This is a genomic window from Natronosalvus vescus (assembly GCF_023973145.1).
Classification (GTDB): domain Archaea; phylum Halobacteriota; class Halobacteria; order Halobacteriales; family Natrialbaceae; genus Natronosalvus; species Natronosalvus vescus.
Genome location: NZ_CP099546.1, coordinates 3,576,818 through 3,601,462, shown reverse-complemented (window position 1 = coordinate 3,601,462; position 24,645 = coordinate 3,576,818). Strand labels below are relative to the sequence as shown.

16 protein-coding genes and 3 pseudogenes are annotated in these 24,645 nt (G+C 57.6%); 8 read left to right on the top strand and 11 right to left on the bottom strand.

Annotation, left to right across the window (positions count from 1 at the left end):
- Positions 1-2 precede the first annotated feature (2 nt).
- Positions 3-1,073: an ABC transporter permease gene (locus NGM68_RS17030; protein WP_252699415.1), complete on the bottom strand. Its 1,071-nt coding sequence runs from the start codon at positions 1,071-1,073 to the stop codon at positions 3-5.
- A gap of 160 nt (positions 1,074-1,233) precedes the next feature.
- The gene (locus NGM68_RS17025) at positions 1,234-3,054 is read right to left on the bottom strand and encodes an ABC transporter substrate-binding protein (protein ID WP_252699414.1); all 1,821 of its coding nucleotides are present in this window, start codon (positions 3,052-3,054) and stop codon (positions 1,234-1,236) included.
- Between the two features lie 262 nt (positions 3,055-3,316).
- Here NGM68_RS17025 and NGM68_RS17020 point away from each other — a divergent pair, with 262 nt between their 5' ends.
- The 5 genes and pseudogenes from NGM68_RS17020 (at position 3,317) to NGM68_RS17000 (ending at position 6,686) form a co-directional block, all read left to right on the top strand.
- On the top strand, positions 3,317-4,327 hold the full coding sequence (locus tag NGM68_RS17020) for an aldo/keto reductase (protein WP_252699413.1): 1,011 nt from the start codon (positions 3,317-3,319) through the stop codon (positions 4,325-4,327).
- A 138-nt stretch (positions 4,328-4,465) separates the two neighbouring features.
- On the top strand, positions 4,466-4,819 hold the full coding sequence (locus tag NGM68_RS17015) for a DUF3274 domain-containing protein (protein WP_252699412.1): 354 nt from the start codon (positions 4,466-4,468) through the stop codon (positions 4,817-4,819).
- A gap of 62 nt (positions 4,820-4,881) precedes the next feature.
- The gene (locus NGM68_RS17010) at positions 4,882-5,265 is read left to right on the top strand and encodes a hypothetical protein (RefSeq protein WP_252699411.1); all 384 of its coding nucleotides are present in this window, start codon (positions 4,882-4,884) and stop codon (positions 5,263-5,265) included.
- Positions 5,217-6,408, top strand: a pseudogene (locus NGM68_RS17005) (MBL fold metallo-hydrolase); the annotation flags it as partial. The gene NGM68_RS17010 and the pseudogene NGM68_RS17005, both read left to right, overlap by 49 nt.
- Positions 6,409-6,413: 5 nt before the next feature.
- Positions 6,414-6,686, top strand: coding sequence for a DUF3006 domain-containing protein (locus NGM68_RS17000; protein WP_252699410.1), 273 nt, complete (start codon positions 6,414-6,416; stop codon positions 6,684-6,686).
- 218 nt (positions 6,687-6,904) lie between these two features.
- Here NGM68_RS17000 and NGM68_RS16995 read toward each other — a convergent pair whose 3' ends face one another.
- From NGM68_RS16995 to NGM68_RS16980, 4 genes are all read right to left on the bottom strand, one after another.
- Positions 6,905-7,291 (bottom strand): DUF7970 domain-containing protein, encoded by a 387-nt coding sequence (locus NGM68_RS16995; protein WP_252699409.1) that lies wholly within the window; start codon positions 7,289-7,291, stop codon positions 6,905-6,907.
- A complete protein-coding gene (locus tag NGM68_RS16990; RefSeq protein WP_252699408.1) occupies positions 7,288-8,160 on the bottom strand; it encodes a ParA family protein in 873 nt (290 codons plus the stop codon). Before NGM68_RS16990 ends, NGM68_RS16995 begins: the two co-directional genes overlap by 4 nt.
- 1,321 nt (positions 8,161-9,481) lie before the next feature.
- On the bottom strand, positions 9,482-12,373 hold the full coding sequence (locus tag NGM68_RS16985; RefSeq protein WP_252699407.1) for a UvrD-helicase domain-containing protein: 2,892 nt from the start codon (positions 12,371-12,373) through the stop codon (positions 9,482-9,484).
- On the bottom strand, positions 12,370-14,958 hold the full coding sequence (locus tag NGM68_RS16980) for a PD-(D/E)XK nuclease family protein (RefSeq protein ID WP_252699406.1): 2,589 nt from the start codon (positions 14,956-14,958) through the stop codon (positions 12,370-12,372). Before NGM68_RS16980 ends, NGM68_RS16985 begins: the two co-directional genes overlap by 4 nt.
- Positions 14,959-15,790: 832 nt before the next feature.
- Between NGM68_RS16980 and NGM68_RS16975 the strand changes: the two genes are divergently transcribed.
- The gene (locus NGM68_RS16975) at positions 15,791-16,291 is read left to right on the top strand and encodes a methyltransferase family protein (protein WP_252699405.1); all 501 of its coding nucleotides are present in this window, start codon (positions 15,791-15,793) and stop codon (positions 16,289-16,291) included.
- Between the two features lie 198 nt (positions 16,292-16,489).
- Here NGM68_RS16975 and NGM68_RS16970 read toward each other — a convergent pair whose 3' ends face one another.
- The 3 genes from NGM68_RS16970 to NGM68_RS16960 all read right to left on the bottom strand — a co-directional run bounded on the left by NGM68_RS16970 (position 16,490) and on the right by NGM68_RS16960 (position 19,941).
- Entirely contained in the window at positions 16,490-18,010 is a 1,521-nt protein-coding gene (locus NGM68_RS16970; protein WP_252699404.1) for a SagB/ThcOx family dehydrogenase, read from the bottom strand.
- Between the two features lie 120 nt (positions 18,011-18,130).
- A complete protein-coding gene (locus NGM68_RS16965) occupies positions 18,131-18,964 on the bottom strand; it encodes a class I SAM-dependent methyltransferase (RefSeq protein ID WP_252699403.1) in 834 nt (277 codons plus the stop codon).
- 167 nt (positions 18,965-19,131) lie between these two features.
- Positions 19,132-19,941: a helix-turn-helix transcriptional regulator gene (locus NGM68_RS16960; protein WP_252699402.1), complete on the bottom strand. Its 810-nt coding sequence runs from the start codon at positions 19,939-19,941 to the stop codon at positions 19,132-19,134.
- Between the two features lie 727 nt (positions 19,942-20,668).
- On the opposite strand from NGM68_RS16960, the gene NGM68_RS16955 reads away from it, so the two are divergent.
- On the top strand, positions 20,669-22,318 hold the full coding sequence (locus NGM68_RS16955) for an outer membrane protein assembly factor BamB family protein (protein WP_252699401.1): 1,650 nt from the start codon (positions 20,669-20,671) through the stop codon (positions 22,316-22,318).
- A gap of 100 nt (positions 22,319-22,418) precedes the next feature.
- Here NGM68_RS16955 and NGM68_RS16950 read toward each other — a convergent pair.
- Both NGM68_RS16950 and NGM68_RS16945 read right to left on the bottom strand, forming a co-directional pair.
- Positions 22,419-22,538, bottom strand: a pseudogene (locus NGM68_RS16950) (YjbQ family protein); the annotation flags it as partial.
- Positions 22,514-23,005, bottom strand: a pseudogene (locus NGM68_RS16945) (CapA family protein); the annotation flags it as partial. The pseudogenes NGM68_RS16945 and NGM68_RS16950, both read right to left, overlap by 25 nt.
- A 281-nt stretch (positions 23,006-23,286) precedes the next feature.
- On the opposite strand from NGM68_RS16945, the gene NGM68_RS16940 reads away from it, so the two are divergent.
- Positions 23,287-24,489 carry a hypothetical protein gene (locus NGM68_RS16940; protein WP_252699400.1) on the top strand — a complete coding sequence of 401 codons (1,203 nt, stop codon included), beginning with the start codon at positions 23,287-23,289 and terminating at the stop codon, positions 24,487-24,489.
- Positions 24,490-24,645 lie beyond the last annotated feature (156 nt).

Below are 24,645 nucleotides of genomic sequence, written 5' to 3'. Positions count from 1 at the left end.
GCTCATTGTTCATACCCCACACGTGGATCGAGTACCGTATACAGGAAGTCCTGTAGAATGTTCAACGAGATCGTTATCAGTGTGAAGATAAAGATGAGTGCCCCTGCCAGTGGCAGGTCGCCCTGCGTTGCTGAGAGGAAGAACAGCCGACCAAGGCCATTAATACCGAAAATGACCTCGACAATGACTGATCCACCGAGCAACAACAACGCCTCGTTCGTGATAATTGGAACCAGTGGGATCAAGGCGTTTCGGAAGACGTGCTTCCAGAGAATCACCCGTCCGGGGAGCCCCTTTGCTCTAGCCGTCTCGACGTAATTCGAGTTGATCGTCTCAAGGATTGCGGTGCGCCCAATACGTAGTTCGGTCGCCATCGACGCTGATCCCAGAACGATTGCTGCCGGCAGGATCATTTTAATTGCGACGGCAAGCGTCCCGCCGTCGAAATAGAATCCACTCGGCATCGGGATCATCCCGAGCGATTGCCACTCTTCGAACCCAATGAAATCCAGTGGTGGCGTGCCAATGAGGCTCCTTACCTCTGGTCCGATCGTGTACCAATCGAAGCCGAGGAAGCCCCCACCCTGCGTTCGTCGCAAGACGGCGAGCATCATAATCGCCAGCCAGAAGTTTGGCATGGCAAGCCAGACGATGCCGGAAAACGATGCAACGTAGTCCCCCCAGCTATTCGGGTTGAGTCCGGCATAAAATCCAAGTGGGATTCCGATAAACAGCGGCAGCAACACTGCCCAGAATCCCAGCCAGATCGTTCGTGGCGCGAAAATGGCGATGAGCGCGTTCACACTTCTGCCTGACTGGATGACGTACGATTGGCCAAAGTTGAACGTAATCAGATCAACCATGTAGTTGATATACTGACGCCACAGCGGTTCGTTTAATCCGAGATTCTCTCGTATTTGTTCTGCCTGTACACCACTGGCTTCAGGTCCAAGCATCGCTGCAACCGGATCGAGCGGTCCCATTCTGAGGATGACGAAGATGAGCGTCATCACCAAGAACAGAATCGGAATCGATAGCAGCACTCGCTGGAAGAAGTATCGCCAGCGGCTCATAACGCATCACGTGTGCCCCACGCGGTAAACATGTGTATTACTAAATTCTCGGTATGCATTCGAGGGTAATAGGTGTCATGATTTCCGGATCCGGCGATATTGGGTACCGTTAAAAATACTGACGGAAAAGCCGACCCGTCACGCGGCCGTGAGTCCGGTGTTATTCGTCTTCAGCTTCCCAGTCGAGGTAGTACCCGTCTGCCTCTTCGGGAATCAGATCCGTGTTGGTGTTCGCGGGTTCGAAGCCGAACAGTCCGTATGCGGGGTCGGCCCAGCTCCAGATCCAGCCCAACGTGTACATGGCAAGGTCACCGTCTTCGCCACGGCTGATCAGCGTGCTGAACTCCGCTTCGTCGATCGATAGATCGATGCCAGTGCCGTCGAGCTTGTCACGCGTAAGGCGAGCGAACTCCTGGAAGGTGTCGTCCGCATACGTGGTCAGCGTGATTTCGAACGGATCGTCCTCGGTGTAGCCGGCTTCAGCGAGCACTTCTTGTGCTGCACCCGTGTCGGTCTGGTTTGGCGAGTACGGCCACGATTCTGCAAACTCCTGATACGCATCGGCACCCGTGGGCCAGATTCCGGGCGGGGTGAAACTCCACGCCTCTTCACCGCGGCCCTGGAAGACGAGGTTAATGAGTTCTTCGTGGTCGGTCACGTAAGCGACTGCCTGCCGCACAGCCCGTGGTGCATTGCTTGCGTTGAACGCAACGTAGAACGTACTGAGTTCGGCGACACCGAGGTAGTTGACCGTGTCACCGTTCTCGAGCGGTCCGTACGTCCCAACGTCACGGTTGAGATCGTCCTCGTCGGCGTCGATGTTATCCTGTTCGTAGTACGAGGTCGGAATGCCGAAGATGTCGGCGTTTCGCTCGTTGATGTACGTCCAGATTGGCTCGTCGTCTTCGATGATCTGCCAGTGGATGGACTCGAGGTTCGCTGGTTCCTCGTGGTAGTCCTCGAAGCGGGTAACACGGGCTTCCGTCCCTGGATCCCAGACGTCGAACTCGAACGGACCGGTTCCGTTCATCACTTCGGTAGCGAACTCTTCCTGGGTGACTTCGCCATCGTAGCCCTCGATGTCGTCTACGAAGCCTTCAGGAACTGGACCGAAGGAGTCGTACGTGAGGATGTCGAGAGCCGCAGCTTCGACTTCTGCGAGCGTCATCTCGAACGTGCGGTCGTCGATGACCTCCACACCGATGGAGTCTGGGACGACTGCGCCATCCTCGTCGGTCTCGTGGTCGATACCGAGGAAGCCGGAGCCAAGGATGAAGTTAGCACGCTGGCTGTTCGGCGACTCTGCAAGGCGCCGCCAGGCGTATTTGAAGTCGTCAGCGGTCAGCTCTTCGCCACCGTGATAGGTGGCCTCTTTGATAGTGAACGTGTACGTCAGGAGGTCGTCGGAGATATCGACCTCTTCGACCAGCTGGTTCTCGAGTTCGGCAATCCCGTCGGGGTAGTCGACCAAGTTCTCGTACACCTGGTTGATGATGACGGCAGACGCTGTGTCCGTCGACTGAATGGGGTCCAGCGATGACACCGTCGAGTTGATGAGATTCAGCTCAGTGGAACCGTCATCGAGCGAGGTGTGGTTGTGTTGCTGGCGGTGGCCACCGAGAGCACCGGTTGGTTCGACGTCCACGTGGTCGTACCAGAACCGCTCGTTGAGGTTGTGGTACAACGGCATGAGGATCATGTCGTCGCGTACGGCCTCTTCCATCTCGACGTAGGCCTCGTTACGCAGATCTTCGTCTTCCGGTCCGGGGTTATCTACGATCCGATCCCAGGCATCCTGGGCTTTTTGGACGTTCGAGATCTCATCGTCGCCATTACCATTGCCGTTACCGTTACCGTTGCCGTTACCGTTTCCATCGTCGTCCCCATCGCCACCGAAGCACCCTGCCACTGCTGCCGTGGCTGCACCGGCGCTGGTTGCTTTGAGGAATGATCGTCGGGATACACCTGAGTTGTCTGGCATCTCAACTGGTAAAAAACTCTCGAGTTGTATAAATTTTGCCTTTGGTACCGACCGTCATTCGCCCCGTGTGAACGGCCATCGTTAATTTAACCATGATGATACTCGACGGAGAGCAAATTAAACACCATCAGTACCGATGTTGACGTCTTTCTCGGTTCATCTCGTGGGCTGCGGGATTGGTCGGACTGGAACACCAACTATCACGCGAGCGATTCGCCGCTTCCTGCACCCTTTTTGACCCGTTCACGTGTAGTACCGTCTGATGACCGATCAAACCCAGGTCGATCTCGAATTCGTCCAACTTGGCCGTACCGGTATTTACACGAGCGAACTGCAGTTTGGGACGTGGCGGTTCGGCCGAACCACCGAGAACGGCGATCTCGAGATTGCAGAGGATTGTGCTCACGAACTGCTCGACGGTTACGCCGACGCTGGCGGTCGCTACATAGACACTGCAGACGTCTACGGTGGCGGGGATAGCGAGCGCTGGATCGGTGACTGGCTTGCCGACCGTGATCGAGAACGGTACACAATCGCTTCCAAACTGTACTGGCAGATTCGGGATGGCGACCCAAATAGCAAGGGAACGAACCGAAAGAACGTTCGCCATCGCATCGACGCAATTCTCGAGCGACTCGACACCGACTACCTCGACGTTCTGTACATTCACCGGTGGGACGATGCGACGCCGACACGCGAATTGATGAAAACGCTGAACGCACTCGTCGAATCTGGCAAAGTGCACTATCTCGGTGCCTCGACTATGCGACCAAATGCGTGGAAGGTAGCCCGTGCGAATGCGATCGCCGACGCTCACGGCTGGGAGCCGTTTACCGTCCTGCAACCACGGTATAATCTCGTCGATCGTGAAATCGAGGGCGATTACCTCGAGTTCGCTCGGCAACGAGGACTGGCAGTCTGTCCGTGGAGTCCGCTCGGACAGGGGTTCCTGACTGGCAAGTATTCGCGTGATGCAGATCTTCCGGACGATTCGAAAGTCGCTGACTCGAGTCGGTTCAGAGAGTCGTATCTCACCGAGGCGAATTTCGATCTCCACGACGAACTGGATGCGGTTGCCGAGGAAGTCGACGCTTCGCCGGCACAGGTCGCCCTGGCGTGGCTCATGCATCGTGACGGCGTCACCGCACCGATCGTTGGAGCGAGAACGGTCGAGCAATTAGAAGAGAACCTCGCCGCGGCTGCCATCGACCTCTCAACGGCGCAAGTCGAACGGTTGACGACTGCAAAAGAGGGGCCCTACGACGGGTTGTAGTGCCTCGATTGACGAAGGACAGTACGCGTAAACACCGGCCAAGGTAGCGTAGTTGTATGTCGTTTCCCGAATCGATACTTTCCGGAAAACAAACGGATGGGGTGTAGGCTTTTACCACACCGAACCGACAACGACAGTATGAGTGGTGGATTGGAACCGACTGAGGAGTACGATGGATCCATCAGAGTCCGGCTGCTAGACGATAGTGCGGCGACGGAGGAGTTCCAGTGTTCGTCGTATCACGACGCAATCGACATCGTGAAAGAACACCAGTACACCGTCACGGCAGCCAAAATCATCGACCGAGACGGCGACGTGGTGTTCAGTTCCGTCGATATGCGGATCGAAGACTGGGCTGTCGAGTGGAAGCACGCGAAACGGAGCCTTTCGGTTACGGTCGAAGAGTACGACTGTCCGTACGACAATATCGCGTGCTTCGCTGATGACCTGTGTGTCAAATGTAAAATCGACAAAGTTCGGGAGCAGTTCTGAGAGATGTTACCCCGCTCCTAACACACACGCAAACACAATTCCCTCGGCGGAACGAGTTACAGATGAAGCGAGCGCTACTCGTGGTCGTCGTGGCACTCATGGTCGTCTGTGCGGGCTGTGCGGGTGGAACTACTGACGCCCTTGGATCTGACGACGCCGACAGCGAAGAAACGCTAACTAGCGACAGAACTGACGCTGATCGTGACGATGAGTCGACCGACCCAGTCGACGATCCAGACGCAATTGGAGAGTCGATCGAGGTGACCGACCGACAGGTCGAACGCGTTTCTCCCGATGCGGAGTACGTTACCCTTACAAACACGGGTGAAGCAGCGGTCGACTCTCGGGGTTCAAACTTCGTGATCGCGAAGGCGGGCAGGTCGATGGCGGCCTCAGACCATTTGTGTTCCCACCGAACTTCGTCCTGGAACCGGGTAGTTCAGTGACGGTGTGGACGGGGGACGGAGACGCAACCAACAGCGATCTGTACTGGGAGTACGGCGTGAATATCTGGTCTGCCGACGGCGATATTGTGACGCTCGTATCCCCCGACGGGGCGGTGGTATTCGAACACGCCTACGGCGACGTCGTTCTCGACGATACTGATGACGATGGTGACCACGACCCTGAATCCGATGAGACGGAGGACGATGACACCGAAACCGATTCAGCGCCTACCGACGTTGACGGTGAACTCGAGATTCACCACATCGACGTCGGGCAAGCCGACTCGACGCTCGTGATCACGCCCGAAGGTGAGACGATCCTGATCGATACCGGCGACTGGCCACAGGATGGTTCGGACGTGATCGCCTACCTCGAAGAACTCGGCGTAGATCGTATCGACCACCTGGTCGCGACACACGCTCACGCCGATCACGTTGGCGGTCACGCAGCCGTCATCGAGCATTTCGAGACGAACCGGAACGGGATTGGAACCGCTTACGACTCGGGTGTCCCGACCACGTCGAACACGTACGAGAACTATCTCGATGCAATCGAAGCGTACGATGTCGAACTGCTGCTCGTCGAGGAGGGGGACGAGCTGCCACTCGATGGTGACCTAACTGCGACGGTGTTGAACCCGCCCGCGGACGCAACGCGTGACGATATTCCATTACAACAGTGTCGTACTGTCGATCGAGTTCGGTGAATTCCGCTACGTGACGACCGGTGACGCCGAATCGAATGCCGAACACCGCCTGGTTGAGGCGTGGGGAACCGAACTCGAGGCCGACGTCTACCAGGCTGGCCACCACGGATCGTCGACCTCGTCGACCGATCCCTTCCTGGACACTATGCAGCCGGAGATCGTCGTCATCTCGAGCGCCTACGAGTCACAGTACGGCCATCCGAGCGACGAGGTACTCGAGCGCTTCGCCGCCGCCGACATCGAAACCTACTGGACGGGGATCCACGGTGACATCGTGATGACGACGGATGGATCCGTGATCGACGTAGAAACGACCAAGACATTCACTACCGACGCCGAAGCAATCGCCGCTGAAACGCCTGAAGATGACGATACCACAAGTGCTCTCGCGCCGACCCCTGTGTTTGATACCTCACCGACTCCTGCATTTGGGTGAGAGGGATGAACGGAACGTACTCAGGCGTCGTCGATCGCATCGAAGACGGCGAGACGGCCGTCATCCTCCTCGAGGACGACGATGGGATCGTCGACCAACTCGACCTGCCCATCGAGCAGGTGCCGGATTCCGCTCGATCGGACGGGAGTGTCGTCTCCATCGAACTCGAGGATTCCACGGTGGTCTCGATAGACTACGATGCCTCCGAGACGCAATCACGAGGTGAATCAGTCCGGGAGAAATTGGATCGGTTGTCAGAGCGACTGTCCGAGAAGTAATGGCATAATCGCCCGTGTCCTTCGATTTCACCGAAGAGAATCCATCAGCTAGCCGTGCTGTGGATTCCAGTTCTTCGAGTTGCCACATGGACTGAGACACTGATGACGGAGAGTAACCAGTTCGCCACCTCGTGATATTTGTATTGCATCATATGGTTTATTGTTCGGTCAAATTGTCTCCTGATCTGTAGAATAGCAACTCTCGACAAACGCTGCGTCTAATCGCTTTGGCGTCGCTCGAGCACGATTTCGACGAGTCGTTCCGGTTCTTCGACAGCGAGCGAGATCACGGCATCGTGGATCTCCCGTTTCTCTTCGTCCCGAACGCCTGCTTTTCGGAGGGTCGGAACGACAGAGATGCCGACGGAATCTTCGAACTCGTCCCAGGTCCGTCGTCGAACGTATAGCGGGCGTTGCTGTACCTCGTCGTATTCGAAGGCCGGTCCCGACAAATCGGGTTCCACCGTCGATTCCTCTGACGCTTCCTGTTGCGGTGAGTGAGTCACTCGTTCAGTAGCGGCCGTCGTCTCCGTTTGAGTTGACTCCTCACCGCCATCGTCGGCATCGAGTGCACCCAGATCTTCGAACGGATTCTCACCACTCATCGGTCGACACCACCGTTTTCGACGATTGCGGCCAGTTCTTCGAAGTTCTCCAACTGGGTGTTTTCCGGGTCATAATCGAGCAATGGTTGATGTTCTTTGAGCGACTTCGACAGGGCTGCACTGTAACGAATTCCCGGTTTCGGCGGGCGTAATTCTCCGCAATCGATCGCCTCGAACTCTTCGTCGGTGATCCTGGCAAAATTCGGCACCTTTTCTCGTGTCGTCTCAGCCGTGTTCAGATTCTCGAGCAGTTCGCGATCTTCGGTTCGGTGGTCGATTCGTTCGCGGAGTTTGTTTGGCACCAGGGCGAGCACCTCGATGTCGATGTACTCGAGGGCCGGTTTGATCAATCGATCCATCGTTCGTTTATAGCCGCCTATCGAACTCGTGCCTGGCTCGAGCGGGATAATGACGTTCCCCGTAGCGACCAGGGCGTTGTTGTTGAGCATTCCCGGATAGGCCGGACAATCGAAGACGATGTAATCGTAGTGGTCACCGAGAAGTGGGTCGACGATCTTCGTCTTGACGCGAGCTGATCCCTGAAGTGCCCCAGCCAGCTCTTTTTCGACGTCCTCGAGAACGTTTGAGGAGGGGAGTAGATCGAACTCGAAGGGGGTCTCACGGATAATATCCCCGACAGTCGCGTCACCTTGATCGAGGAGTACGTTCCCCAGGTGTGTGTCCCCTCGATAGGCCTTTTCATACCCGAGCCCGTTCGTCGCGTGGCCGTTTGGATCGAGGTCGGCGAATAAGACGCGCCCTCGTTTCGTTAACTGGCGCGCAAGGTTCATCGATATCGTCGACTTCCCTACACCCCCTTTCAGGATAACGACGCTGACTGCGCGTGACTGATCTGTTTGGTTACTCATTGTCTCGTTTCTGGGCTGTGTTTGTTTCGTTCCGATAGCTACCTATTGAGCCTATTTTACCTATCAGGGCCATGTATCCTCTTGTGTGGGCCATCTCACGTCCGAAGTATAAGTTTACCGTAGGCACCTTTCGGAGGTTAATAAGGTGAAATAGGTGAAATAGGTGCCTTAGGTGGTTTACCTAAGGTAGGTGACTGGGGTGGTTTGGGTGGCGTAGGTGGTGTGTGGAAGCCACCTCCTGTGTGTCGATTGTGGGCGGTAGCTGGTCGTGATCAGTGCTGCTGGCGTTTAGCAGGTGAAATAGGCGAGCCATGTACGTTAGGTAAGGTGGGTGCGGTAGGTGAAATAGTTACAATAGGTGGCTTACGTGGGGTGGGTGGTTGTGGTGGTGTAGGTGATGTAGATTCCACAGCCCAGTTTCCCGAGCTGAGTGTCTTTGGAATAGCAACTACTGCACATCTCTGTGGTCGCTGTGGGGTAGTGGAATTTGTGCAATAGGCGAGGTAGGTAGAGTAGGTAACTCAACCGAGGTAGGTGGTTCAGGTAGGGTATGGTAGGAGTTCTTAGATTCGATACCTCCTCGATCGTCGCGGGGAAGATCGTGTGCGATTCGTCGGTCACCACCCTCAGTTTTCGCCAACAACTCGGCCGTGGGTGAGCAAACCAAATTCTGATCGTGTCCAACCTTTGCTGAGTCAATGGAACAGAACGATACACACTGGTCAGTGGTTGCCTCGTTGAAAACATCGAACCGTCTCCGTCCGACCGTCGAACGCACGGGATGACGGTCGTCATTTCCAGTCGGCTCGATGTGATCGACCTAGAGCGACGACTAATCCAGGACTACACCTGTGGTATGGCTATTCGTAGAATGCTTGTTGTGTGGTGGGTCGCCACAGTATACTGCAGTAAATCGGTAAAGCAGGTAGTAACAGTCCCTATCAGGTAGATCTCGACGAGACTCTCTCAGAAAGCGTCCCCAAACAGTGTTACGGACCGTTTCCTGCGTTATACAATGGGGCTCACGTGGGGCCAACACTTGAGTGATAAATCATATATCGCGATACCAATTGCATAGTTGCGATCAACCCAAGGGTGATCGGAGTCGAACGGCAGCGAAACCAAACGGATCCGGTCAGAGAACGTCACTATCCTGGATACTCGGACTCGAGCACCAGCACCTCGAGTCTCAAAAGCGTTGAAAGTGAAACACTGGACGAGTGACGGTCTTTCACGTTTGACCAGCGACAAGCGGTGAAAGGCCCGTGAACAGATTTCTGGCGTCACCAACGTGTTGTGTGTCCACTGGTCTCGAAGATGGCTAGATCCGTTTAGTCAGAGGAGAAAGTGGTATCGCCCGTCCACGATTCCCCACCTCTCTCATCACATCCCGTACGAGGGCAGCCACCGCATCCTTCGAAAGCGGATCAACCTCGACGTAGTCTCCATCTGCTGTGTAGAAGATCACTGCACGTACCTCCCGATCGGGGAAATACTCGCTCAACACGTGGTAGTAGACGCTGAGTTGCTTTCGATATTCGGCTTCGGCATGGCGACTGAGGTCGGTCTTGAAGTCGATGATCTCGACAGACGCTGGTTGGATGTGGACGAGATCGACGATTCCGGAGATCATCACCTGCTCGCCGTCGACGGACAGCGGGAGGTACGCCTCTTCCTCGAGTCGGCACGCTCCTTCGAGTGAGTCAATAACAGCTTTGACGTTGCGTTCGTCGTCATTTGTTGGTGCCACGTCCTCACCAAGTGCATACCGTTCGGCGAACTCGTGTGTTCGGGTCCCAAACGCAACGCCACGCCCCTCGTCGACACCTTCGAACATCGCATCTTCCATTAGCGTGTGGGGCGTGTGCCCGATTGGGCCGTCTGGGGCCGGGACGGAAATCTGGAGCGTGGACTGTGTCGTCTCATCGGATTCGGCGTCACGGACATCCGGCGGGTACACTTCCACCTCGAGCGGGAGTGCTTCCAGAAACGTGTTCGGCTCCTCGCCCGCTGTAAAAACGAGGTGGCTTTCAGCGCGAGTCATCGCAACGTAGAGCAACCGTCGTTCCTCGTCGTACCCTCGAGGCAGACATTTCCGAAGGACATCGGAGCGCCAGTTGTCGTAGACGTGAGGGTGGCCGTGATCGGTCGCATACACTTTCCGTTGTCGAATCCCGATCGGATCGTCGAACGAAACGGTGCACCCGCCCCCACTGCTGGGAGGGAATCGGTAGCGGTTCATATTCGCGAGAATCACGATCGGGTGTTCGAGACCCTTTGCGGCGTGGATCGTCTGAACCGTGACCGAGTTCACACCAGCACTGTCGTGGACGTCGTGTGTGCTCCCGGTCTCGATGCCGTGTTCGATGAAATCGATGAGGCCACCGCGGGTCATCGACGTGGTGTTGTGAACCGATTGGATCGTCGTCAGCAACACGTCCGTCGTAGCGCCATCGTATCCGTACCGACCGAAGACTCGCTGGGCGACGCCACCGACCGTTTCCAGGGTCTCGAGTTCGGTTTTGAACGTTTCCATCGTCGAAGGATAGGCGTCAGTATCCAGAATCGCTTTAATTTCATCGAGGGAATAGCCAGCCTCCTCGAGAACGACCGCCCAGCCACGGTCGGCGTCAGACTCGAGGATGCGGAGCCACGCCAACAACAGTTTCGCCGGATCGGAACGGAAGAGTTCGATCCCGCCCTCGTAGGCCATCGGTATCCCGTTCGGTTCAGCGACAGCGAGGAGTCCCCGGCCGAAATCTCGAGTACGCGTCAAGACCGCGATATCGGCATATTCTGGTCGACGGAGCTCCCCGCCGTCTTCGACCTGATACGCCTCGTTGCCGACGATCTCCTGGATCTTCGTGAGAATTGCCTCGTGTTCGTCCTCGTGTTGGATCGCCTCGATACGGGAGTGTTCGTAGGTCGCGTTCGAGGACAGCGACACGATTCGATCCTGCACGGCCTCGACGTCGATATCGTCAGTGCTGGCCGCCGGCGTGACGAGGCTGTGTTCGGAGAACTCGAGAATCGCCTGTGTCGAGCGGTAGTTTTCGACCAGTTCGAGTTTGGTGATCGTCTCCAGTATCCACGGTATGCGCGCCGTGTCGGCGTTCAGTTCCTCGACAAACCGATGCAGCCGCGTCTCGAACTCGGTAATGTTCTCGACGGCGGCATACTGGAACGAGTAGATGCTCTGTTTCCAGTCGCCAACCACACAGACGTTGTCCGTCCCGGCGAGCAGCAAGGCGAGCTTGAACTGGATCTCACTCGAGTCCTGGAACTCATCGACCATTACGTACTCGAAGGCGACGTCCTCACGAACCCGGTGATCCTCACAGAGCAAGACGAACGCGAAGAGCTGCAGGAACCCGAAGTTCAGGTAGTTCCGACGGAGGGCGAACGAGAGGTACTCGTGGTAGACGTCGTGGACGAACGCCTTGAGCTGTGTCCGATCGGCCTCGAACACGCGACTGGCGACGTCTGCGGGAACCTGCTTCGTTCCCTGACCGCGTATCTCTCTTCGCTCGGGTGCATCCGAACGGTAGCACGTGTCTTTTCCATAGCGTCCAAGCTTCGAACGCAAGCGCGACTGCTTTCGGCCACCGTTTCGTGGCTCGTTCAGCGTCTCAAAGCGTGTCCGAAACGAATCGAAGTCACCGTCCAGATACCGTTCGCCGTTTCGATACCACCCCTCAGCCGTCGGGAAAACACCTTTCGACGCGAGCTGGGTGATCAGCCTCAGGAGTTGGACGGGTTCGGTGATGGCTCGGAAGAAATCGTCGTACTCGGGATGGTCATCCGAGAATTGACGAATGAATTCCCGGAACAGCGATTTCTCGACGTTACCGTCCTCGAGAAGTCGTGTCGAATCCGTGATTCGGTCGTCGATACCGAGGTGAGTGGGTGCCTCGAACCCGTGTTCCACGAGGATCTCGTTACAGAGGCTGTGGAACGTCTGAATTGGTGCGTCAGCGAGTTCCCGCGTTCCATACCCGCTCTGAGAAACGATCCGGTCTTTCATCTCGGTGGCCGCGTTGTTGGTGAATGTAACGAGCAACACGTCATCCGGGTCGATCTCGTCCTGATCGATGATCGCCGCGTATCGTCGCGTCACGGTGAACGTCTTCCCGGTTCCGGCACCGGCGTCGACGACGTAGATGCCGTCGGTGCTCTCGATGAGTTTCTGTTGGTGCGCGTTCGGCGTCGTCATCGCGTCTCACCCTCGAGAATGCAGTCGCGATGGTCAACGTAGCGATAGTTCGGTTCCCCAGCGAGCCCAGCGACCGGGAATCGCTCGCCTCCGCTTCGGCAGTGGTTCAGTTCCTCGAGTCGATCCGCTACGAACTCCTCGAACGCGTCCAGATCGTCGCTGAAGTAGTTCTGTGTTCGAATTCGGAGGAGGTATCGAAGCGCTTGCTTGCACCCCTGTTCGACGTACTTGTAATCCCCAACCTCGTCTTTCATCCGATCGGTTACCGACTCGGCGAACGCCGAATCTATCAGTACGCCACTGTCACGCGTCGCTGGGAACTCGTTCGCCTCGAACACACGGTGATACGCATCGTAAGACACCTGTGAGAACGTCTTCTGGCACTTTTTGGCGGCTTCGTCCTGCAGTTCCTCGAAGACCTCCTGGCTCGAGATGTGCTTCTCGTAGGGAACGGGGTGATACGTGATCGTCGTCAGGCACTGATCGAGGTTCGAATCGCCAGTAACGGCTTCATCGAGCGTTTCGAGGAAGTGAAAAAACGTAAACTGCAGCGTCTCCCCCGGCTGTGTGGATCGCTGATGTGCGAGGTACAACAGCGCCTGGAAATTCGGCGTGTCGCTCGGCGGGTCGATAGCAGAGTGTTTGACGACCGAGTGTGCTGACTTTTTCGAGCCACTCTTGTAATCGAGGAGGCGTGTACGGTCGAACACGAGATCGATCTTGCCTTTTATTCTGAGCTCGCTATTCTCGAACCACAGTTCGGTGTGTGGTGTCTCTGCGGGTCGATCGTAGTACTCGGCAAAGAAATTTCGACCCCACCCACCGTCTGCGGTGACGAACGCTTCACCCTGTGGCGGGTGTTCTTCCAGAAATTCGACGATGGTCTCGAGCCCGATTCGATATTTCGTTCGACGAATGTCTCGCTCGACGCCTCTGAGGAACGGATCGACTTCCTCGAGTATCACCGACGCGACTTCGCCCAGATCAGCCGAATCGATGTGCTCTGGGTGGGCGACGTAGTACTCCGCGAAGTCGTGAAACAGATTGCCCTCGACGAAATAGTCCTTGTTCGGATTATCGAGCAGGCGGCTGTAGAAGTACTCACGCGGGCAGTTGACGTAGGTACTCAAACTGGACTGGCTGATCGCGTCGACCGTTCGAGTGTCGGCGTGTATCGGTTCTTTCTCGAATCCCTCTTGCATCGAGCGATCACTTCGCCCATAGTGAACGGCGTCGAGGTCGCTGAACCGCTCGAAGTCAGTGTCGAACAGTTCCTCGAAGTACAAACACGGCGTCACGGGCGAGCCCCCAGCCGTGTCCTGAACGAGGTAGTACTGGTCGACACCGTTCTGGAGTAACCGCTGGAACCCCCTGATGTTGCGTTCGAACGCCTGATCGCTGTCGACCCACGGGCGGGACGGCGACGAGTGCGTCCAGCCCTCGTCCAGGCCGAGATAGAAGACGACCGGGCGATCGACGTGGCCAGCAGATTGGGCGTCCGCGAGCAACACGCCCTCGTTTTCGCGATCCATCGGCACTTCGTACGTCTGCAGGTAGAATTCGAGACGGTCGACAGCCGATTCGGTAACGGGATCGTCCGCGATCCCAAGCGTCACCAATTCGTTACGAAAGGCCTCGAGGTGTGTGCCCGTGACTCGCTCGAAGGCGTCGATGGCGGTCTCGAACGTCTGTGACTCGAGTGAGTGACTGAATTCGAGTAACCAGTTCGTCGCTTCCGTATCGACGTCGGTGACGCACTTTTCGGCGTGTTCGATTGCGACGGGCATTCCGAGTCGTGTGAACAGGTCGTTGACGTCGCCAACGCGCGTGTCACGACCGGCATGCCCACATCTGAGAAGCTGAACGAAAGCTCGATGCTGTGGGTCATCGGTGAAGCCGGGCCCACCATAGTACGGAATCTCGGCGGCCTCGAGGGCGGATTCGACCAGTGAGGAATACTCGCTCGAGGCGTCGAGGACGACGCCGATTTTGTCGGCGTTTGCCGGCGTCGCGGTGTCCACCACTGTCTCGACGATTGCTGCTGGCGAATCGAGAACTCGAAACGGTGGATGGTCGAACGACTCGTCAGTAAAGGGGTCGATGGTATCGTATTCTGCCGGAAGAATCGACTGCTCGAGTTCGGTGAGCTGGTCGATGCCGACGACTGCAACCGCCTTCTCGTCCTCGATGGTGTACGCAGTGAGCCGTCGAGACGTCGTATCCAGCTTCGAAATGCAGTCGACGGCTGTTCGGGTCGCGTCCGTTCTGAACGCCTCGTACTCGAGGATGGCGTCCACCGTTCCCTGATACTCCCAGCACTGCAGGATGTTCCCTACCACGTAGGAGGCTTCCTTCCAATCGAGTTCCGTTTGCTCGATGACCGCCAGGAACGCGAGGCGATCTTCTGCCTGCTCTCGACGGCGTGCAGCGAGTCGACGCGGCGTGATCGCAAACGGGCCAAAATGTGGGCGATCGAGTCGACGATTCAACGCGCTGGCCAGCGGGGCATCAGGAACGAGAACGAGGTCGAACGGTTTGCATTCCTCGTAGAGAGACTCGAGTGATTTGGCTCGAGAGATCGACATAGCCTATGGAACTCGTGTCGTTCCTAAAAGTGTACTGTTGGGTGACAGTCAGCATTGATCGACAGTCACCGTGGCTCGGAAGTGAGTTTGCACCACGTGTTAGGAGTGTAGGGAGACCGACAACTGTGCTCGAGCAGCGAGCAGTCCTCACTACCGGATCCATGGTGAATGAAACATTCTGCACGAATAGAGTAGACGTTTGACAATAGGTAGCTATCTAGCAACAGGTGCCTATTCCACTGGTGGAGCGGATAGAGCTGTCTCTACTGTGACAGTCCTGTCCGAAAATTGAAGCAGGCCTACGTTCACCTCTGCTCCTACAAACCGGGTATCTTCACACGTCTTCAGAGAGGACGAGCATGTCCACCAGTTGTCGCTGCAACGAGCGTCACTATTCGTGGTGATCGAGCGAACCCTGGAACGGTGAAACCGTGTCGTTCTCGTAATCAACGACGGCCCCATGTAGGTGGTGAAGTTATCGTTCTCCCTGGAGTACAAGCGGATATGGAAGCGGATTCGATCGTGTTCGGTGCCCCACTGGTCGGGATGGTTATCGGCATGATCATCTTTATCTCTGGGATATTTCAGGGCGAATTGACGACACTGGCTGTCGCTGGAGGTCTGGTCATGTTCCTTAGTATAGTTTGGTTGTCATACTCGGTGAGCGTCGCTGCGCGATAACGGTTACGAGGCAGAAGTAGGCGAGCCTCGGTTCACTCTCTCGCGTTATACTGTGTGGAGATCGGTTGCGTCGACCACTGCCACCTCATTACGAACGCTCTCACGGTGCTCGAGTAGCACATTTATGTCGGCCAGTGTAGACGATTCGGGTATGGGTCAGTCCAGCGTCTACCTGAAAACGCTCCTCTTCACGCTCACTATTCCGGGAACAGTGGCTGTTGGGATTCCACAACTCCTGGCAAGATGGCGACCCCACCCACGGCTTCCGATCAACCCGAGAACCGGCCGCATTGCTGGAACGCTTTCGCTCGTATTCGGTTTCCTTCTGTACGTTCAGACGGCGTTCCAATTCGGATCGGAAGGCGGCGGAACACCCTCACCAGCCGACGAACCCGACGAACTCGTTACCGGAGGGCTCTACTCGTATTCGCGAAATCCAATGTACATTGGCGTCCTACTGATCGTCCTCGGACAGGCACTCCGACAACGGTCGACGTCGATTCTCTGGTGGGGTGTCGGTGTGTGGATTGGATTTCACAATCGCATCATCGGATTCGAGGAGCCCCATCTCCTCGAGAAACACGGGGACGTCTACGAACAGTATCGAGAGCGCGTTCCACGGTGGATTCCCCGGTTCAATTTTGAAACGTAACAGGTGAGACACCAGTCGCACCTGAATTCTGAACGGAACGTCTGACGTCGTCGACGAAAGTGAGCGGCACGTAATTCGCCGAGCGCGAGCTTGCGCCACGAGACGTTGTTCTTTCAGTATGCGCGCTGACCCTACGGTTCTCTGTTGTCACCGGAGAGAATTCCGTTCGCCTGGGCCCGACTACGAAGCAACCCGACTCTATGCCGGTTCCCCGAGCGTATAGAGAAACATCGGCGTCTGTCCGTCAGCTCGGGGTGACAGAAACGTCGTTACGAAGTCATCGTAGAACGTCAGCCCGGTTCCGCCGAGATTCCGATGTGCGTAGGTTGCCAGATAGCAGCGGCCAGCCGTCGCCGCAGCCTCGAGTTGAGCCAGCTGGTATCCCCGATTCCCGAGCCGGTCGACGACGACATCGAGATCCGTCAGGAAGTACAGACAGGCGGCGGCCTCCCCGCCGAGGCGTTGATCGAGTGCGAGGTGTGCAGCCTCGCTACGGCACTCGCCGTCGGTCAGGCGCTCGAGTTCACCCGCTTCGGGATGGTAGTGGTAGGAACCCGGTGAAACACCGTCGACGCCGTTGGCGATCATGTACGCGTCGACGAACTGGAGCGACGGCGAATCTGATCCGCGGCCATCGAGAGGAACACCGCGGGTAGCGCGATCCAGCACCGTCGAAAATTTTCGAAAGCTCACCGGCTCCCGCTCGTATGCGCGACAGGATCCGCGACGACGGATCGTCTCGTGAAGTGGCCGCTTCGACTCCGTTTCGTAATCGACCGGGTCGAGTTCGATCCGGTCGCCGTCGCCGCCTTCCCGTCGCCCGATCGACCGCTCTCGTGCGCGAGAACGCCAGTCGCGGGCTTCTCCGCCGCTCTCGAGCGTGCTCGCACGCCAGGCGTCGTGGATGAGCGGGAACTCCCGCTCGTCTGGTGACAGCGGCGATGTCGCCGGATCGATCGGATCGATACGAGTGGCGTCGGGCACGTGATCTCCCGTGCCGACGGGGACGAGTTCGAGCGGCGCTTCTCGCTCGGGATCGACACCCAGTAGTTCGGCGACGGGTTCGTCGGCGAACCCGAGAACGACTTCCGCAGGCAGGGAAAGCGACTCCGCGGTCGCCAACAGGTTGGCGAGCACTGTTCCCGAATCCCAGAAAGCGTGGCGATACGCACGGTCTCGGTACTTCCAGGCGTTTCGCCACCAGGTCGACGTCACGACGAACGTGACCGGCGCGGTCGAAACACCGTCGTGGTCGCTAGCGGCGTCAAGGATGCCCCGGTAATCCCCCTCGCGAAGCACGTCGAGCGATAGCGATCGGGGATCGACGTGGTAGACGCCGGCTTCCAGTCCCTCGAGGTCGCCACAGACTGCGTAGAGATCGATATGGTACAGCGCCCCGGTACAGGCCGCGGCACGAAAGAGCAGTTCGCGATCCTGGCGGGTGAGCTGTTTCGTGATCCCGGTCGAGAAGTACGACAGCGCCGTGAGGTCGTCCACGGGTACCGGGCGCTCGTGTGAGAAGTCGGCGTGGGTGGGTGTGATCGTCGACAGTGCCGGAATGCCAGTTAGCCGAACACGATCGGACAACGCTCGCCGTGGGAGATCCTCGTAGCTCTTAAACGGACGGGGCTTGTTGTCGAAATCGAGCTGGTAACCACTCTCCCGAACGCCCTGTGGAGAGTGTTTGGTGCGTTCGTGGTACTCGAGGGCGCTGATCATACGGTATCCTCTACGGCATGCCCAATCAATCTGAGGTGTAGTGCAGATCGGTGGGTTCGTCGATTCACTGAGATTCACAGCGAATTGAGACGGAACCTCACGACTTCGGTGGTGGGTCGCTCACAGCGATCGACCTGCGGTGACGACGTACGATTCCATTGGGGAGACGATACCCTCATCGTCAGTGTAGTGGTGTAACGCATCCTCGAGTCCGTGAACCAGTTCGTTCCGTACGTCCCGCCCGACGGCCGCGATCCGTTCAGCTAATGGAGAACTCGCCGCCTCGCGACGAACGAACGCTTCGATCGACGGATAGCGTACCGAACCGATCTCGATGGTGACTGATACGTCATCGAATCCCGCATCCTGTATGCGCGTTCGTAGATCCTCGGCGTTCCATGAAGGAAACGGAGAGCGCATTATGTCCCCAGCTTCGTCACCAATGTGGCGCTCTAATGCGTCGGCGAGCGTCACGTAGGCTGGGTGGTACTCGAGCGGTCGCCAGACGTTCAGTGACGCGTGACCACCAGGCCGGAGGACTCGCTGCATCTCTTCGAGTGCAGCCCCAGGATCGTCGAAGAACTGGAGGGCTTGTTGACAGTAGACGACGTCGAAACGCTCATCGGGGAAGGGTAATTCGGTTGCATCACCCTGCCGCCACTCGATCGAGGGCTCGATGTCGCTTGCGGACTCTGTTGCAACTGCAATCATACCCTCGTTGATGTCGATTCCCGTGACGGCGCCATACGTACTTACCCGAGGAGCGACGCGGCGTGCCACGATACCGGTACCGCAGGCAACGTCCAGGACGTGGTCTCCTTCGTGTACTCCACTGGTCTCGATCAATCGCTCGGCCCATGGGTCGAAAATAGGCGGAACGAGGTACTGTTCGTAGGCCTCGGAGGCACTCTGCTCGAGTTGCCAGCCTGACGATTGATTTGCGTGTTCGCTCATTCAAATTCACCACGAGAGCGGGTACGCCACCACAGGAGGTATAAATGCCTAGTGAAATATTTCAATCCGTGAAAGACCGACCGTTGGAACCGATCCGTGTCGAGTGACGTCGATCATCAACTCAGGTCACAGCGAATTGAGGCGGAAGCCCCGACCCCAGTCGTGGTTTACCGACGCGAGAGCAGGTCGAGTTCGTTATCGGGCACCTGAGCCGCTTCTCGAAACTGTTCATAGTAGGACACCGCCCACGCACGCATCTCGTCACTCCCGGTGTCGACAAGCGACTGTAACGCTCCCGTCTCAGAGTCATAGCAGCAGATGCTAACTCGGTCATCGAAGAGACAGATCCCACACCGGTCGTCGAGCGGAAGGTCGTCGTGTAGTAAGACAGTGTAGTTCGCTCGTGTGGCCGTTTCCACGACTCGTTCTTCGTCCCACGTGAGGAGTTCGTCGAAAACCGCGGGCGGATAGATGTACTCACACTCCAAACCATTCTGAACCTGATCGAAAAACGGTTCCAGATTACCTGATTTGAGCAACGCCATGCCAAATCCACGCATCGTATTCGCTGTAGCGATGAGCTCCGTGAGTCGTTCGACAGGTTTGTACGGGTATCCAGGGCCTGGCCTGGAAATCACGACGTCAGTGAACAACTCGACGCTGAATCCGTCGATTTCGTGTGGCAGCCACGACCAGACCTCGCGGAGTCGCCGTTGGTACGCCATCGCCTGCTCGAACTCCACAAACTGATCGGCAACGAACGCACCCAGACCGGTCAGTTGGTACGTCTGCCCCGTTCGTTCGATCCACTGATGATCCTCGAAATCCGCGAGGATTCGGCTCATGGTCGGGGAGGAGGCCCCTGTTGCGGTACGCAGGTCGTCTCTGTCACAGTGCTCTCTCATCAGTGCCTTGAGCACCCCGACGCGATGATCCGAACTGACGAGGTACTCGATTTCCTCGAGTGGTGTATCCATGTGTATGCTAAGTGATGACGTGCAATAATCGTATAGCTGGCCTCTCTAGTAGCAACTGAAAGTCAATACACACCTGATCGCCTGGCAGATCGGCGACCGCTGTGTAAAATCGTTTCAGTTGTTACTACAGTGGGACACCACCCCTCGAAGTTCTACTCAATGTGATGAATGCAGTCTGTAGCTTCGCTGGTCAACTCGATCGAAATTGTGGTCTACATCATTCTACCACAGCGCTAAACTGCCTCACACATCGAAACAGCGTAATCAGAAAGGGTGTTCATCGAACCCCTCGACAGGTGGACATATTGACCTCGTATCAGGAGTTACTAGGTTCCTCATCGTCACAATCTGCCCGAGTAGCTAAACTGAGATACGAGGAGCACAGACCATCCGTTCATAGCCGGTACGAATACCGAAAGCCGGATTCGATGCATCCTGAAACAACTTCATGCACCACTGTATATAATACACCTGGGAACTGCGCTGGTCGCTTGGGATCTACACTACACCGATATCGTGCACGATTCCACACCGACCCATCAGTGGCCCGTCACAGTCGGTGAACATGGTCGACTGCACGATCCCGTGGTCGAGATCACCGTCGAAGACCGGAACCGCTACGGGTTCCGAGAAACGCCGACCATCGAACCACAATCTCACAATTGCACATACGACAACAGTCTCTAGCAAACTGGCACTAATATAGAGTGGTCTGTACCTGCTTCATATGTCTCGTCCAGTCCCAACCAGACGTGCACTGCTCGCAGCCACCAGCGTGCTCGCTGGCGGCGGGTTACTCGCTTCGATCAGTTCGTCCGTCGCGGGCGACTCGAGGGTCGAGGCCGACACCGATTCCGTTGGGTGGCCCGCCTATCACGGCCGGTCGGGAAATACGGGTTTCGTCCCTGTCGAACCTGGGCCCGAACCGCCGGTCGAACTCGCGTGGCGCTACGAGCACACCGGTTCGACGGCGGTGGTCGATGATATCGTCTACCTCCAGGCGGGAAACGGCGTCCACGCGATCGATGCTGCTGACGGCTCGGTGCGGTGGATCACGGACGACATCGACGCAGTAGGCGGGTTGTCCGTTGCCTCCGACACGGTGTACGTCGGTGGCGAGCGGTTGACTGCGCTCGATGCGGAGACCGGAGACGTTCGCTGGTTCGTCGAGGAGTCCGTACCGGAGCCAGCAGTTGCCCACGGACTCGTTTTCACCGTAGTCGACTCTACACTGACGGGCTTCGACGCCGAGACTGGCGTCGAGCGCTGGACGTTCACCCCGGACGAGGAGGCTCTTTTCGAGGACACCTCCGTTGCGGTCGCCGACGAGACCGTTTTCGTCGTCAGCCCATCCTACATTTTCGCCCGTCGCGCCATCGACGGAAGTGAGCGCTGGACGTACGATTCCGGTGACACTGACGACGGAACGGGGTCGAGGTTCGAAGGGGCAGCACCCCATCGACTCGCCGCGAACGACGAGTACGTGGCCGTTCCCGAGTTTTCAGACGGCGGGATCGACAGGATCGGTCTGTACGATATCGAGATCGGTGATCGACTATGGAGAACCACCGGCGGTGTCGAGGGTGTCAGGCGCGTGACGATCACCGACGATCGGCTCTACGTTCAGGGATGGTACGCCACCGGTGGTGTCGATCTGCAGACTGGCGAAACCGAGTGGTTCGCAGCGACGGATTCCGGAACGGACGCCGGATTGCCCGTCGCCACGGCTGATGCTGTCTACGTCGGGCGACGTGACGAAGAGACGGACGAACACGTTCTCTCTGCGTTCGACGAGGACGGCGATTCGGAACTGTGGACGGTCGAGTACGACGACGTCGACTGGTTCCGCGACAGTGACGGCCCGATTCACTGGGAGGAGCTTGCTATCGCCGATGGAACGCTCTACGCCAGTGGGATTCCGAGTGGGCCTGGTCGGGGGCTGGCTGCGTTTCGAACGACTGATTCGGACGAGACGGACGATGATGGAGATGCGGATGACGGTGATGAGAGCGATAAGGGGGATGCGGATGACGGTGATGAGGACGACGATGCGTCCGGATCGACCGACGGGGACAGTTGCCCAGACGAGACCGATGATGACAACGAGACCGACGATGAGGACAGCGGCGGCTGTCCCGGGAACAACGACACTGACGATAGTGAGCGCACAAATCGATCCGAATCCGATGGCACTGATGGGAGTACGAATGAAACAACCGATGACACTGATGAAGGAGCCAACGAAACTGCCGAATCGGCGGCCCAGACCACCGACGACGGTATGCCCGGTTTCACGGCCGGCGCAAGTGTCGTCAGCGGGATCATCGGCCTCGAGTGGCTCCGTCGACAGACGGCCGAGGACGATTCGAGCGAGTAACGAACCCTCTCGACACGTCCGTACGAAACGGGCGGCAACCGCTCGGCGCGATGAACACGCAGCCAGGGTTCAGTAACTATCGCTGTCGGAACTACACTACTCATAGCGACCCGCAGGAGGCCACCGGGCCACCGGGAACGATCGTTACCCGAAGTTGACGCGTCCGGGGCCCGTCACAGTCGACGAACAGGATCGACTGCCAGGTACCGAGAGCGAGGTCGCGTCGAACGCCGAAACGCTGTCGGTGAACGAACAGAACGCCACGTCGAGATCGCCGACTGATACGAACGCTGGCTCGAGCGCTTCATCGATCGTCCGGCCCGGCCCCGCATGCGCGATGCCAGCGTCGTCGAGAGCCTCGAGCGTGTCGAACAGCGCCGGCTCTTCGAAGTCGAGAACGTGGTTGTTCGCGAGCGCACAGCAATCGACCTCGGCGCGCTCGAGCGCCGGCACCGCCCAGTCGGGATCCGCGCGGAAGTGAAACGGGCGATAAGTTCGCTGCCAGGGCTTCCCCCTCGCCGAGAGACAGCACTCGAGGTTGATGAACAGGCCGTCGAGGGGGCGAAGTCGCTCGAGCATCGTTCCCCGCACGGCATCGACGGTGCGTTGTCGCTGCGTCGTATCGACCAGTCTGCCCAGCATGACGTCGCCGGTCAGACCGATCCGGTGTGGCGGTGTCAATCCCATAGTAATCGGCCCCACCGCCAATACGTGCGAGCGGATCGGGGGTTGGGTGGGATGGTCTGGTCACAGTTACTGCACCTACTTCTGCCACTAAATATCGTAGTCACTGCACATCGATGCACATCTGATGGCCAGTCGTGTCGGCGATCAGTGTGTACATCGTTGCAGTTGTTACTATAGCTGATCGGACTCCGAGAAAGGCTGATCTTACAATCGAGAGGCCACATGAGTCGAAGAGAGGACATTCCAAGCAATTATCACCTCCCCAATTACTGTATTTAACAATGGATCGACGGAGCGTTCTCGTCTGGTTCGGAGGCGGACTGGCCGCGGTTGGACTCGGAGGATACCATCAGCGCCGCCGTCTGCGACGTTGGTCCGATCGCGACGCGTTGCACGCGGCGCAAGCAATCGATTATCCCACCGTCTCATCCCCCACACATCTCCGCCCGACGGACGACCATCTCACTGATGCCATCGACGCACTTGCAGAGCGCGTTGACGCAGTTCGAGAGCGGTGGCCTGACGAAGATATCGAGGCCGACGACCGGGAAATCATTGCGAACTCCAGACGTCAATTCGAACTGGCGAAAGCAACACTTGAGGACGTCGAAGAACGACGCGGGTCGTTCGGGGAACTTTCGACGACGGAACGACTCGAGATTCTCGACGACCTCCGAAGAGCACTGGGCGGCGCAGAGCAGGCAGTTGCCCTGGCGGATCTCCAGCGCGGTGATCGCGAGCGAGACGACGTACTGGCTGATCTCGAGGCATTGTACGACGAGTACGAGACCGTCCGCGACGACCTCACGTACGTTGCACACACGCTCTCGTGGGCCGTCACCGCATACGGCGAATTGAACGAGTGGCTGGACGACGTTCGCGGTTCGATCCGGACGGGTGAAAGATACGTGTACGGTGAGGGATCCGCTAATATCGTCGAACCACAGAATTCCGCTGCTCGTGCAGCCAGTGCATGTGCCCGTATCGGTGATGTCGTCCGGTTTCGCGACTCGCTCGAAGAGACCGCACGAGAGGACTCGACCGCTGACTCAGTCGAACAGGAACTCGATGACGCATACGAAGGGCTCAACGAGCAATCGGACGCGGTTGTCGAGCAAGTTGAGTTCGAGACCCAGGACGGTACGGACGAGGTGAACTCCCATGCACCCGACATCTTGATTCGGGAGCACTCCGTAAGCTACGGCGGGCCCGACGACGCGTACGAGGAGGGGTTGGTCGCACTCGCAGTGCGTCGAAAGGTGGAACACCACACCTACACCCTGATCCTCCCGGAGTTCGACGACGTACCTGCTACACGGCAACCTGGCGCTTCCATCCCCGAGTTCGACACGACGGGGGCAGACGTTCGCGACGCCAAAGACCGCGCCGCCGCTGCGCTCGACGAGCGTATCCGCGCGGACGGAGACGACCCGCTCGTTCGCCACCTGTGCGCGACGCTCGTGGAGCGACTCGAGCGGCAGTAACGACGACTCGACCGACACCTCGACGCGATCAACGACGATTCGGCGGACGAATGGGCTTTCGAACTCGAGCGAACTCGACTACGCTACCGTGAAATCGAAGAACTGGCTACGTCGATTCCGGATGCGGTAGCAGTTGTCGCGGGTTACGACGACCAC